General features: G+C 56.9%; 14 protein-coding genes. 6 read left to right on the plus strand and 8 right to left on the minus strand.

Features of this window, described 5'->3' with window-relative positions; all coding sequences use genetic code 11:
- Positions 1-55 precede the first annotated feature (55 nt).
- A complete protein-coding gene (gene bhsA, locus JK621_RS18670) occupies positions 56-316 on the minus strand; it encodes a multiple stress resistance protein BhsA (protein WP_212557144.1) in 261 nt (86 codons plus the stop codon).
- Between the two features lie 197 nt (positions 317-513).
- On the opposite strand from bhsA, the gene JK621_RS18675 reads away from it, so the two are divergent.
- The 4 genes from JK621_RS18675 (at position 514) to JK621_RS18690 (ending at position 5,180) form a co-directional block, all read left to right on the plus strand.
- Positions 514-1,182, plus strand: a complete 669-nt coding sequence (locus JK621_RS18675) for a glutathione S-transferase family protein (protein WP_212557145.1) — start codon at positions 514-516, stop codon at positions 1,180-1,182.
- Positions 1,183-1,228: 46 nt separating this feature from the next.
- A complete protein-coding gene (locus tag JK621_RS18680; RefSeq protein WP_212557146.1) occupies positions 1,229-1,636 on the plus strand; it encodes a VOC family protein in 408 nt (135 codons plus the stop codon).
- 349 nt (positions 1,637-1,985) lie between these two features.
- Complete coding sequence (locus JK621_RS18685) at positions 1,986-3,347, plus strand: NCS2 family permease (protein WP_212557147.1); 1,362 nt, start codon at positions 1,986-1,988, stop codon at positions 3,345-3,347.
- A gap of 183 nt (positions 3,348-3,530) precedes the next feature.
- The gene (locus JK621_RS18690; RefSeq protein ID WP_212557148.1) at positions 3,531-5,180 is read left to right on the plus strand and encodes a Na+/H+ antiporter; all 1,650 of its coding nucleotides are present in this window, start codon (positions 3,531-3,533) and stop codon (positions 5,178-5,180) included.
- A 38-nt stretch (positions 5,181-5,218) separates the two neighbouring features.
- Here the strand turns inward: JK621_RS18690 and JK621_RS18695 are convergent, their stop codons facing one another.
- Positions 5,219-6,106, minus strand: coding sequence for a LysR family transcriptional regulator (locus JK621_RS18695; protein ID WP_212557149.1), 888 nt, complete (start codon positions 6,104-6,106; stop codon positions 5,219-5,221).
- 134 nt (positions 6,107-6,240) lie between these two features.
- Between JK621_RS18695 and JK621_RS18700 the strand changes: the two genes are divergently transcribed.
- Complete coding sequence (locus JK621_RS18700; RefSeq protein ID WP_212557150.1) at positions 6,241-6,663, plus strand: CidA/LrgA family protein; 423 nt, start codon at positions 6,241-6,243, stop codon at positions 6,661-6,663.
- Positions 6,656-7,345 carry an LrgB family protein gene (locus tag JK621_RS18705; RefSeq protein ID WP_212557151.1) on the plus strand — a complete coding sequence of 230 codons (690 nt, stop codon included), beginning with the start codon at positions 6,656-6,658 and terminating at the stop codon, positions 7,343-7,345. The genes JK621_RS18700 and JK621_RS18705 overlap by 8 nt, the downstream gene beginning before the upstream one ends.
- A gap of 42 nt (positions 7,346-7,387) precedes the next feature.
- On the opposite strand, the gene JK621_RS18710 is transcribed toward JK621_RS18705, so the two are convergent.
- The 6 genes from JK621_RS18710 to prmA form a co-directional block, all read right to left on the minus strand.
- Entirely contained in the window at positions 7,388-8,083 is a 696-nt protein-coding gene (locus JK621_RS18710) for a CTP synthase C-terminal region-related (seleno)protein (RefSeq protein ID WP_212557152.1), read from the minus strand.
- Between the two features lie 127 nt (positions 8,084-8,210).
- Positions 8,211-9,131, minus strand: a complete 921-nt coding sequence (gene lpxP / locus JK621_RS18715; protein ID WP_212557153.1) for a kdo(2)-lipid IV(A) palmitoleoyltransferase — start codon at positions 9,129-9,131, stop codon at positions 8,211-8,213.
- Positions 9,132-9,491: 360 nt separating this feature from the next.
- The gene (fis, locus tag JK621_RS18720; RefSeq protein WP_000462905.1) at positions 9,492-9,788 is read right to left on the minus strand and encodes a DNA-binding transcriptional regulator Fis; all 297 of its coding nucleotides are present in this window, start codon (positions 9,786-9,788) and stop codon (positions 9,492-9,494) included.
- 21 nt (positions 9,789-9,809) lie between these two features.
- Positions 9,810-10,775, minus strand: coding sequence for a tRNA dihydrouridine synthase DusB (gene dusB / locus JK621_RS18725; RefSeq protein ID WP_004948691.1), 966 nt, complete (start codon positions 10,773-10,775; stop codon positions 9,810-9,812).
- 384 nt (positions 10,776-11,159) lie between these two features.
- Positions 11,160-11,894 (minus strand): carbonic anhydrase, encoded by a 735-nt coding sequence (locus JK621_RS18730; protein WP_212557154.1) that lies wholly within the window; start codon positions 11,892-11,894, stop codon positions 11,160-11,162.
- 193 nt (positions 11,895-12,087) lie between these two features.
- Entirely contained in the window at positions 12,088-12,969 is an 882-nt protein-coding gene (gene prmA / locus JK621_RS18735) for a 50S ribosomal protein L11 methyltransferase (RefSeq protein ID WP_212557155.1), read from the minus strand.
- Positions 12,970-12,972 lie beyond the last annotated feature (3 nt).

A 12,972-nucleotide genomic window follows, 5' to 3' on the forward strand; every position in this document is an offset into this window, starting at 1 on the left:
ACGAGAAAAGCCCCTCGCGGGGCTTTTTTTCTTCCGTCAGTGGGCTGTCTGACGATCAGTTGAAGATTTCAGCGGTGCCGTGCAGTTTGTTCTGGCCACCGGCGGAGATGATGCGGTAAGAGCTGGCGCCTAATGCAGCGGCCTTGTTAGCCAGTTCGGTTTCCAGTGCGCTCAGGTTAGAAGCGCCGGCAACGGAGATGACACCGATTTTCTGAGCGTCGGGGGCAGGTTGGCTGGAAGGCTGGTCAGCGGCAACGGTGGCGAAAGAAGCGGTAGTCAGCAGCAGAGCGGTAGCAAAAATTTTGATGTTCTTCATGATTCAATCCTCAGGGTATTTTTCAGGTGAGAGGTTGTCCCCTCTCGATATTTTGAATAATAGACCTGCATGCCCAAAGAGAAAATCGGAGAGTTTTGAGTATCTGATTCAAATAAATTGACTTAATTTTGAACGCTGGCGCGCTGGAAAAATCACCACTACCTTTAAATCAGCAGGATCTTTAAAGGAGAAACCTTGTGATTATCGTGCACCATCTGAATAACTCACGCTCGCAGCGTATCTTGTGGTTTCTGGAAGAACTGGGTGTGCCTTATCAGGTGCAGCGTTACCGGCGCGATCCGCAAACCATGCTGGCACCGCCGGAGCTGAAAAAGATCCACCCGCTCGGTAAATCTCCGGTGATTGTCGATGGCGATCTGATCCTGGCGGAATCCGGCGCCATTATCGAATATCTGCAAGAAGCCTACGATGCGCAGGGGCTGTTTATCCCGACCGACCACCATGCTCGCCAGCAATATCGTTACTGGCTGCATTATGCGGAAGGATCGCTGATGCCGCTGCAGGTCATGAAGCTGATGTTCAGCCGCCTGGGACAACCGCCAATTCCCTGGTTGTTGCGCCCGGTGGCGGGGGCGATTGGCAAAGGGGTTCAGCGAGAGTATCTGGACAAACAGATCGCCACGCATCGCGACTATCTCGAGCAGCACCTGAGCAAAAGCACCTGGTTTGTCGGCAACGAATTCAGCGCGGCGGATATCCAGATGAGCTTTCCGCTGGAGGTGATGGCGGCGCGCGGCTCGCTGGACGGTTGCCCGAAGCTGCGTGGCTATCTGCAACGTATCCATACCCGGCCGGCCTACCAACGGGCGCTGGAGCAGGGCGGTCCTTATGAACTGCTGAGCTGATGACATGATCTATACTTGAGGGGTTACGTCTGTTCGGAGGTAGCACATGGCTACGCAAATTTTTGTTAACCTGCCGGTGGGCAATCTACCTGCATCCATCGAGTTTTTTACCCAGCTGGGTTTCGGCTTTAATCCGCAGTTTACCGATGATACCGCCGCCTGCATGGTGGTCAGCGATACCATTTATGTGATGCTGCTGACACACGATAAATTCAAAATGTTCACCCCGAACCCGATTGGCGATGCCAGAAAAGCGACCGAAGTGCTGGTTTGCCTGTCGCAGCCCAGCCGGGCAACGGTGGACAGCCTGGTGCGCAAGGCGATAGCCGCCGGTGGCAATACCTATAATCAGCCGCAGGATTATGGCTTTATGTACGGTCACGGTTTCCAGGATTTGGATGGCCATATCTGGGAACTGATGTATATGGACGAAAACGTCGCACAGGCTCAGTAACCGGTTTTGCCCCCTGAGCCGGGGGCGCTCCCATCGGATTTACCTATGTGACAAATATCGCCTTTTCGATAATGATTGATCTCGGCGCTTTTCTGCATGAATTGTCGCGATCTTTGGTTGATCAGAGGGTATGGAAGGCCGGATAATCGTTTGCCTTGAATAAACCACCATAAATCACCCGCATCACGCGATGAGAGTTAAACGTTTGCCTTTTTACGCGGCGCCAATGGGCGGCGCGGCCGAAGGGCAGGGAAGCCAACGTGATGGAAAAGATTCCGTAATGAACATACGCGGGCGGAATAACAAGCCTTTTGAAACGGGCTGGCAATGAAACACAGGGGACAGCAACATGTCGAATTCTCAAGCGAACAACGCCGTTAAACCAAAAGGCGGGCTTGATGGCTATTTTAATATTTCCGCACGCGGCAGCACCGTGCGTCAGGAAGTGGTGGCGGGATTAACCACCTTCCTGGCGATGGTTTATTCGGTGATCGTGGTGCCGAGCATGTTGGGTAAAGCGGGCTTCCCGCCCACGGCGGTGTTCGTCGCCACCTGCCTGGTCGCCGGCTTCGGTTCATTGCTGATGGGGTTATGGGCTAATCTGCCGATGGCCATCGGCTGTGCGATTTCCCTGACCGCCTTCACCGCCTTCAGCCTGGTGCTGGGCCAGCACATCAGCATTCCGGTCGCGCTGGGTGCGGTATTCCTGATGGGCGTGCTGTTCACCATTATCTCGATCACCGGCATCCGTTCCTGGATCTTGCGCAATCTGCCGATGGGCGTGGCGCACGGCACCGGTATCGGCATCGGTTTGTTCCTGCTGCTGATCGCCGCCAACGGCGTGGGTCTGGTGGTGAAGAACCCGCTGGATGGCCTGCCGGTAGCGCTGGGCGCATTCACCTCTTTCCCGGTAGTGATGACGCTACTCGGTCTGGCGGTGATTTTCGGCTTGGAAAAACTGCGTGTACCCGGCGGTATTCTGCTGGTGATTATCGCTATTTCGGTGATTGGCCTGCTGTTTGACCCGGCGGTGAAATATCAGGGGCTGTTCGCCATGCCAAGCCTGACGGACGCCAATGGCAGTTCGCTGATCTTCAGCCTGGATATCATGGGCGCGTTGAAACCTGTGGTGCTGCCCAGCGTGTTGGCGCTGGTGATGACGGCCGTGTTTGACGCGACCGGCACCATTCGCGCGGTGGCCGGCCAGGCGAACCTGCTGGACAAGGACGGGCAGATCATCAACGGCGGCAAGGCGCTGACCTCGGATTCCCTGAGCAGCATTTTCTCCGGCCTGGTGGGCGCGGCCCCGGCGGCGGTCTATATCGAATCCGCAGCGGGCACCGCAGCGGGCGGGAAAACCGGCCTGACCGCAACCGTGGTTGGCCTGCTGTTCCTGCTGATCCTGTTCCTGTCGCCGCTGTCTTATCTGGTGCCGATTTACGCTACCGCACCGGCGCTGATGTACGTTGGCCTGCTGATGTTGAGCAACGTCACCAAGCTGGATTTCAACGACTTCGTCGACGCCATGTCCGGCCTGCTGTGCGCGGTGTTTATCGTGCTGACCTGCAATATCGTCACCGGTATCATGCTGGGCTTCAGCTCGCTGGTGATTGGCCGCATTTGCTCCGGCGAATGGCGCAGGCTGAATATCGGCACCGTGCTGATCGCCGTCGCGCTGGTGGCCTTCTACGCCGGCGGCTGGGCGATTTAATCCTCCGTGTTTCCCCCTCCCGCCAGGCGGGGGAAAGTTAGCCCCTATTCCCCTTCAGAAAAATCTCCTTCTGCCTGTGCTGCGTTTTGAAAGGCACAACAAGCTTTAATCGCTGTAAAAAAAGTGATCTACTATCGGGCATACATCAAAGAGGTAGTCTGAACCCGAGAGTCTAAGGAAAGCATGGAAATATTTTTTACAATCCTCATTTTGATCCTGGTGGTCTCCCTGTCTGGGGTGGTGACACGTATGTTGCCGTTCCAGATACCGCTGCCGTTAATGCAAATCGTCATCGGGGCCCTGCTGGCCTGGCCACATTTCGGGCTGCATGTCGACTTTGACCCCGAGCTGTTCCTGGTGCTGTTTATCCCGCCGCTGCTGTTTGCCGACGGTTGGAAAACCCCAACGCGCGAATTCCTGCATCACGGTCGTGAAATCCTGGGCCTGGCGCTGGTGCTGGTGCTGCTTACCGTGGTTGGCATCGGTTACCTGATTTACGCCATGGTGCCGGGCATCCCGCTGGTGGCGGCATTTGCGCTGGCGGCGGTACTGTCGCCAACGGACGCCGTGGCGCTGGGCGGCATCGTCGGTAAAGGGCGCATTCCGAAACCGATTATGGGCGTGCTGGAAGGCGAGGCGCTGATGAACGACGCATCCGGCCTGGTTTCGCTCAAATTCGCCATCGCAGTGGCGATGGGCACCATGGTGTTTACCGTGGGCGGCGCCACTCTGGAGTTTCTGAAGGTCGCTATCGGCGGCCTGCTGGCCGGCGTGGCGGTCACCTGGTGCTACAGCAAATCGTTGCGGATGATGAGCCGCTGGAGCGGCGATGATCCGGCCACGCAGATCGTTTTCCTGCTGCTGTTGCCGTTCGCTTCCTATTTGATTGCCGAACACATCGGCGTCTCCGGCATTCTGGCGGCAGTGGCCGCGGGGATGACCATCAGCCAGTCCGGCGTGATCCGCAATGCGCCGCTGGCGATGCGTCTGCGCGCCAACAGCGTCTGGGCGATGCTGGAGTTCGTGTTTAACGGCATGGTGTTCATCATGTTGGGCCTGCAACTGCCGGGGATCCTGGAAACCTCAATCCTGCAGGCGGAGCTGGATCCGACCATTCAGACCTGGTACCTGTTCGCCGACGTGGCGATTATCTACGCAGCGTTGTTGCTGCTGCGCTTTACCTGGCTGTGGCTGATGAAAAACGCCAGCCGACGCTTTATGAAAAAACGGCCATTGCAGTTTGGCGATTACAGCATGCGTGAGTTGTGGATAGCGTCGTTCGCCGGGGTGCGCGGGGCAATCACGCTGGCCGGTGTGCTGTCGATCCCACTGCTGCTAAGCGATGGCTCCGCCTTCCCGGCGCGCTATCAGTTGGTGTTTATCGCCGCCGGCGTGATCCTGCTTTCACTGATCGTCGGGGTGCTGGCATTGCCGTTGCTGCTGCGCGGCGTAGTGGTGGCGGACAAGAGTGCCAGCAAGAGCGAGGAGCGGATGGCGATTGCCATGGCGGCTGAAGTGGCGATCGAAAGCATCAACAAGATGGAAGAACGCTTGGCCGTCGACGTAGAGGAAAACATCGACCCGCAGGTGCTGAAAGAGATCAGTTCACGGGTCGTGGGCACGTTGCGGCGGCGCATCACCACCAAGGACGATATCGAAAATGCGCTGATGCTGGAGAACCTCGAGCGACGCTTCCGCCTGACTGCTCTGCGCGCCGAGCGCGGGGAGCTGTATCACCTGCGCGCTACGCAGAAAATCAGCAACGAGACGCTGCAAAAGCTGTTGCACGATCTCGACCTGCTGGAGGCGCTGCTGATAGAGCGCGAGGGGTAACGCCAACGGGGCCGCAGACGCGGCCCTTGTTATTGGGGCTATTTGACCGGCGGCCAGTAGTCGCGGCAGCAGGCGATCCAGGCCTGGGCGCCGTGCGACAGGTAGTTGCCCTGGCGCCAGATTAGCCCGACACGCCATTCCATCCTCGGTTCCAGCGGCAGCCAGATCAGGGTTTCTTTATCCAGCCACTGGCAAACCGGCTCCGGCAGGGTAGCGATGCCGACCCCAGCCTGCACCATCGATGCCAGAAAATCCCACTGCCCGCTGCGTACGGCAATCTGCGGTTCAAAACCGGCCTGACGGAATGCCTTCATCAGCATTTTGTACAGCGAGAAATCCTCGTTATAAATCAGGATCGGCCAACTGGCCAATTCGGCGATATCGATGCTGGTGCGGTTAAGCCAGTGGGGCGTACGCGGCGCGACCACGCACATCGGATGGTTCAGCAGCGGCAAAAAGGTCAGTGGCTGATCCAGGTCGACGGGCAGCACCGTCATGGCCAGATCCAGCTCGCCGGACATCACCGCCTGCTCGACCGACAATCCGCCCAGTTCGGAAATTTTCAGCTCGATGCCAGGATAGGTCTGGCGAAACCGACGGATCAAATCGGCTATCTGCCGGCCGACCATTGGCGGGATACCCAGCCGCAACACGCCTTTTTTCACCGAGCTGATGTCTTCCAGTTCGGCCTCCAGTTGGCGGAACTCATCCAGGATCGCCAGCCCGCGCTGGTATACCGCCTGGCCGCTGTCGGTCAGGTGCAGCTTGCGTCCTTCGCGGATCAGCAGCGTACACTCCAGCTCTTCTTCCAGATGCCGCAGCATCTTGCTGATGGTCGGCTGGGTGACGAACAGTTTCTCCGCGGCGCGGGTAAAGCTTTGCTGGCGCACGACTTCCACGAAGTAACGCAGGGTGCGGACATCCACGTTGGGTTCTCCTCAGGACAATACCGGCGGGAAACTATTCCCTGATGGCATGATATTGATGATTTTAATTCATTTCAGGCAAGGTTTCCTGGCCGCGTATACTGCAACCCTTGAATTTTTTGAGGCTATCTTCCATGTTACTGGCGTTACGCCGCGCAGCTCCCTCTCTGTTGACCCGCCTGCAGGTGCCGGTTCAGGTTGCTTTATACGCGGTGCTGTTTCTCATTGCCGACCGGCTGGTAAAACAATTTCATCTGCCGCTGCCCGCCAACATTGTCGGCATGCTGCTGATGCTGGCGTTGATCCTGCTGAGGATTTTGCCGTTGAGTTGGGTCAGAGCCGGCTCGCGTTGGCTACTGGCAGAGATGCTGCTGTTTTTTGTCCCGGCGGTGGTGGCGGTGGTCAACTATGCCCAGTTGTTGATGGTTGAAGGCTGGAAGATATTTTTGGTGATTGCGATCAGCACCATGCTGACGCTCGGTGCCACCGGGCTGGTGGTCGACCGGGTATACCGTTTAGAGGTTTGGCTGCAGCGACGGAAACAGCGCGATGAATGATTTTATCCTCAGCCTGGCCTGTTTTCTGGCGACGCTGGCATTGTACTTCGCCAATAAGAAGCTCTACCGCCGCCGACGTACCCTGCTGCTGATGCCGCTCGTGCTGACGCCGATGATCCTGGTGCTGCTGCTGGTGGTGACGCATATCTCGTATCAGGATTACATTGGCGAAACGCACTGGCTGCTGTGGCTGTTGGGGCCGGCGACTATCGCGTTTGCGGTGCCGGTTTATGAAAATCTGCATATTATCCGCCGCCACTGGCTATCGCTCAGCGCCGGGGTATTGACGGCGGTTCTGGTGGCGGTTTACAGCTCGGTGTGGCTGGCGCGGCTGCTGACGCTGCCGGAAGAGGTGCAGCGCAGCCTGGCGGTGCGTTCCATCACTACGCCGTTCGCGTTGGAGGCCGCCAAACAGATGGGTGGCCAGCCGGATTTAGTGGCGCTGTTCGTGGTGATTACCGGGGTATTCGGCATGGCGGTGGGGGACATTCTGTTTCTGCGGCTGGCGGTGCGCAGCAGCCTGGCCAAAGGCGCCGGGCTGGGTGCGTCGTCGCACGGTGCCGGTACGGCTAAAGCCTATGAAATGGGGCAGGAAGAAGGCGTGGTTGCCAGCCTGGTGATGATGCTGGCGGGGGTTATCACGGTGATCGCCGCGCCGCTGATTGGGCAACTGATGTGGTAAAGATATTGAACGATGCTACAAGCCCTCGTGCGAGGGCTTTTTTCAGCTGTTAGCCGCGGTCCTGATCAGCTCGACCACCAGCGGCGACAGCTCATCGCGCAACGCGGCGCGTTCGGACTGGAACAGCGTAGCGGCGTAAAAGCGGTGCCCCGGCAGCTCTATCGAGCGCACGTCACCTGCGTGGTCATGGCTACTGATAATCAGCGGGTGTTGTTGCAGATCGGCAACGAAGTCCGGGTTAACGCCGAAATTGCAGTGGTAACCTTCACGCGTTTCCAGCTTGCCGTATGCGCGGGCGACCAGCGTGTCCGGCTGGAAAATAATGTCCCCGCTTTGTTCCACCAGCGAACAGCTCAACGGCGAGATAACCAACCGGCCGCCGGTGTCGGTTTCCGCATGCCCGGCATCGTGCCAGCCCATGACGTTACGCGCGTATTCCACAATCGCATACTGGAAGCCACCGCAGGAGCCGAGGAAGGGGATATTCTGTTCGCGTGCATGGCGAATGGTCATAAAGACGCCATCGTCATGGTTGTACGGGCTGCCGGGTACGACCCAGATAGCATCATAATCCTGCAATACCGAAGTGTCGGTGAGGGTTTCTGTGGGCAGCCAGTGGGATTGAATATCGACGTTAAGGTGTGCGGCGGTGAGCTGGAGAGCGACGGGGATAGCCTGGTGAGATACGGCCTGGGGTTTGTAGTCGCCGACCAGAGCGATGCGGACTTGAGTTTTCATCGTTTCCTTTTCCTGTGCGGGTAAAAAAAGAGGTTACAGCAAAGCCGAAGGGCCGGCCGCAGTTTTTTTAAACGCAACGCACAAAAAAGCCCGGCGTTTTGGCCGGGCTCGGAAACAGAATCTGGGCTCAGTACAGCGAGGGCGCACCGATCGGCCGGGTTTTGAAGCGGCGATGCAGCCACATGTACTGCTCCGGCGCCCGCATGATCTCTTTCTCGACCACTTTGTTCATATAGGCCGCCGCCGCGAGCTCATCGCCTATCGGATAATCTTCCAGCGCAGGCTGGATCAACAGGTCATAGCCGCGGCCTTTCTCGCGGCGAATCAATACCACCGGAACCAGTGCCGGCTTGGCCATACGCGCCAGCATAAAGGTGCCGCTGGTGGTGGCGGCCTGATCGACGGCGAATAACGGTGCGAATACGCTGCCACGTGGGCCGTAGTCCTGATCCGGAGCGAACCAAACGGCCTCACCGCGCTTCAGGGCATGCACCATGCCGCGCAGGTCTTTGCGATCGAGCATGGCCTTGTTGGAGCGCATGCGGCCTTTGGTCTGAGCCCACTCCATCGCTTTATTGTTGTGTGGGCGGTACATCGCCATCATGGGCTGGCACAGCCCCATGGCGCGGCCACCCAACTCCAGCGACATAAAGTGCACGCCAATCACCAGTACGCCGCGCTCATTGTGCTGCGCCATTTTCAGGTGATTGATGCCGGAGACGTTGAACCAGCGTTTGACTCGCTTATCCGACCAAAACCAGGCCATGCCGGTTTCCAGCAGGCCCATGCCGAGGGATTCGAAATTGCCGATCACTTTGCGCTCGCGTTGCGCCTCGTCCATATCCGGGAAGCACAGTTCCAGGTTACGGCGGGTAATGGCAACGCGGCGTTTCAGGAAACGCATAGAGGTGCGGCCCATCCAGACGCCGAGCTTGTGCAGCAGCGGGTAAGGCAGTTGAACCAGCAGGAACAAAATAGCCAGGCCGAACCAGGTAAACCAGTAGCGCGGGTGCAGCAGGGCAGAACGGAATTTTTGCGGACGCTTCATATCAACTCTTTATGCAGTAGGGGGTTGTAACCTGTAACGCATAAAGGATCCACTTGATTGCGATACGACTACTCAGACACCCAGACATCATTATGGTTTAGCCAGATTCCATAATTGACTAAATCTTTACATTCTAAGGGGCAGTTCGCGCTGCTGTCAGGCTTCGGAAGGATGGCTGTAGGCCAGCGAAGGCGGCTCCGGGAATGCGTATTCTATCACACAATACGGGCTACGAAGTAAGAGGGGCATGCGAATATTCTCATTCGCATTGAGGTTAGGTTGACTTAGCGCAAAATTAAAGAAAAAGGCGCTTATCAAATGAGATAAAGCGCCTTTTTTCAATACGTTAACTGACTAGTATCAGTTCATGCCGTATTTTTTCAATTTCTTACGCAGCGTACCACGGTTGATGCCCATCATCAGAGCAGCACGGGTTTGGTTGCCACGGGTGTATTGCATCACCATGTCCAACAGTGGCTGTTCAACTTCAGCCAAAACCAGCTCATACAAGTCATTAACGTCCTGACCATTCAGTTGAGCAAAATAGTTCTTCAGTGCTTGTTTAACCGAGTCACGCAGAGGCTTTTGAGTCACTTGATCCTGTGAGTTCACGGTAGAAACGGTCAGTACGTCAGAATTTACGCGTTGTTCGAACATAGTTCTGTCAGCTCTTTTTTGTTACGCAAGATTTTCGAAATATGCCTCCAACGCCTCCAGCTGTTCGCTGGCATCCTCTATGGCGTTGAATGTGCGCCGAAACTGGTCATTCGGGGCGTGTTCCTGGAGATACCAGGACACGTGCTTACGAGCAATCCGGAATCCCTTGCCTTGGCCATAAAAGCCGTGCAATTCCCGAATATGCCCTATCAACAAGCGCTTAACCTCGCCAAGCGGCAAAGGTGGCAGCAACTCCCCAGTGTCCAGATAATGCTGGATTTCCCGGAAGATCCAGGGTCTCCCCTGAGCAGCACGGCCTATCATCAGGGCATCGGCCCCGGTGTAGTCGAGCACTGCTCTGGCTTTATGCGGGTCAGTAATGTCGCCATTCGCGATAATCGGAATGGAAACACTCTGCTTAACTGCCCGAATGCTGTCGTACTCCGCGTTGCCGTTGAACAGGCAGGCACGGGTTCGGCCATGAATAGTCAGGGCCTGTATACCACAGTCTTCGGCCAGTTGGGCAATCTCTACACAGTTACGGTGTTCTGGCGCCCAGCCGGTGCGAATCTTAAGCGTTACCGGCACATCCACAGCGTTAACCACCGCGTGGAGGATCTGTTTAACCAGATCCGGGTACTGCAGCAACGCAGACCCTGCAAGCTTCCGGTTCACTTTTTTGGCCGGGCATCCCATATTGATGTCGATGATCTGTGCGCCGCCGGCCACGTTAATACGCGCCGCGGCGGCCATATCATCGGGATCGCATCCGGCAATCTGCACGGAACGGATCCCTGGTTCATCGCTATGTACCATACGCAGACGCGACTTATCCGTCCGCCATACCTCCGGATTGGAGGAGAGCATTTCGGATACAGCCATCCCAGCACCCATTGCATGACATAGGGTTCTAAACGGGCGATCTGTAATGCCGGCCATAGGGGCCGCAATCAGGCAATTTGTAAGCTGGTGGTGTCCAATGCGCATAGACAAAGAGTAACCATACTGTGTCCGCAAGGGCGCGTATATTACGCATTTTTGCGTTGAGATGAAAGGCCAAACTTTGACCAATTCGCCGTTATCGGGCAAGGAAAAGGGTCTGCGTCAGGATTCATAGAAATATTGTATATATTTAACAATGGGTTGACTTTAATTGGCTTATTTTTGCGCAATAAAATATTCCCGACGCAACAGAATTTTATCTGTAATCAGCGCGGATTCCACTGAAGAACGGTATCAATATACGGTGTTTATCAGGGGATTCCGTTGAGAATAGGCTGAATTACGCTGAACCCCCTTGTACGGGTACCGGCTACGCGGGGGCTTATTCACCGCCGGCGGCCAAAACCGGCGGGTAACCTGGCGATAGCCTTAGTCGACGATGACCCGGCCATTCAGCGGCTGTATCGGGCGGTTGTTCGCATGCCGGACTATGCTCCTGAATTGGGCGATCTGTTCGGTCGACACGTTGACCGGTTTATCCAGCACCATCCAGCTAACGCCTTCGGAGCAAGGTGGCGTGGTCAGCGAACCGCTGAAGCGATAGAAGTCAAACTGCTTGGGCAGCAGGGCTTTGATATCCAGCGGGGTGTTCAATACCGCGGTTTGATTGACGGAGGTCGGTAGCTGTTGCCAGGCTTTCGCCAGTTGCGCATTTGCTTTGCCTTGCTGGAACATCAACGCCAGCACCGCCAGTTCACCGCCTTTGCCCTTATAAACAAAGTGGGCCTCCAGCGGGAATTGTTTGCCGTCAATTTCGTTTTCGCTGGGGGCGTGGAAGTGGAACTGTTGCAGCGTGAGGATATTGTTATCCAGCACCAACGTATTGCCGCCGCTGACGTTGACCTGCAGGGTGTGACCGTTGTTGACGATCTGCTGTTTGCCTGGCTGGAACGCCAATTGCAGTTGGCCGTGATGGGTTTTCAGAGCGCCCTTGATATCGATCGGCGACTGGTTTTTACCGGTTTCGCACAGCGAGAAGTCTGGAGAGAGCTTGCCCCAGTGCGCCGGATCTTCCTGGCCATCATAGCCCCAATGCGCCTGTTCCGCCGCAGTGACCGAAAAGCTACCGGCCAAAAGCGCAGCAATCAATAAGTGACCTTTCATGTTAACTCCCTTTAAAAACGACAGTGTGAGATTTGCCTGAATGGGCGCCGTCGCCTCAGGGGGCGTTGGCGCCAGAGGCAAGAGAATACACTTGCTAAATGTAGGTATAAATCAGTCAGGCTAAAGGGAAATAAAAAAATCCACCGGAAGGGGTAACTTCCGATGGATTTTTGCATGAAAGGAAGGGGGGCGATTAGTTACGCTGGCCGGTAATACGGCACCATTCTTCGCGCTCTGCGACCGGATCGAGCGTGAATTTATCTTCATAGGCTTCCGCCACGCTTGCCGCCTGGCTAGCCAACACGCCGGACAGGCCCAGGTAACCGCCGGACTTCGGCAGGCAGCCGATCAGCGGCGCCAGTTCGCGCAGGGGGCCGGCCAGGATATTGGCGACCACGACGTCTGCCAGCAGGTCGGCCGGTTGGTCTTTCGGCAGATACAGTTCCAGACGCTCTGAAACGCCGTTACGCTGCGCGTTGTCGCGGCTGGCCTGAATGGCCTGGGGATCGATATCTATGCCGATAGCGCGCGCTGCGCCGAGCTTCAGTGCGGCAATCGCCAGAATGCCGGAACCGCAGCCGAAGTCGATAATGGTCTTACCGGCCAGATCGAGGCCATCCAGCCACTGCAGGCACAGCGCGGTGGTCGGGTGGGTGCCGGTACCAAACGCCAGGCCCGGGTCGAGCATTACGTTGACCGCATCCGGATCGGGCACGTCGCGCCAGCTCGGGCAGATCCACAGGCGTTCGCCGAAGCGCATCGGGTGGAAGTTGTCCATCCACTCGCGTTCCCAGTCCTTGTCTTCCAGCTGTTCAATCTTGTGGCGGAAACCTGTGCCCAGCAGCGGATGCTGTTCCAGTATCGCCACCACTTCGGCCATATCGGTCTCCGCGTCGTACAGGCCGATCACGTCGGTATCGCCCCACAGCAGGGTTTCGCCAGGCAGCGGCTCGAACACCGGGTTGTCGTGGGTGTCCTGGAAGGTCACCGAGACGGCGCCGCTTTCAACCAGCGCGTCGCTCAGGTCTTCCGCCTGGCTGCCGGTGGTGTTCAGTTTTAGTTGGATCCAAGGCATAGC

Origin of the sequence: Serratia plymuthica (assembly GCF_018336935.1) — a bacterium.
GTDB classification, from domain to species: Bacteria; Pseudomonadota; Gammaproteobacteria; order Enterobacterales; family Enterobacteriaceae; genus Serratia; species Serratia plymuthica_B.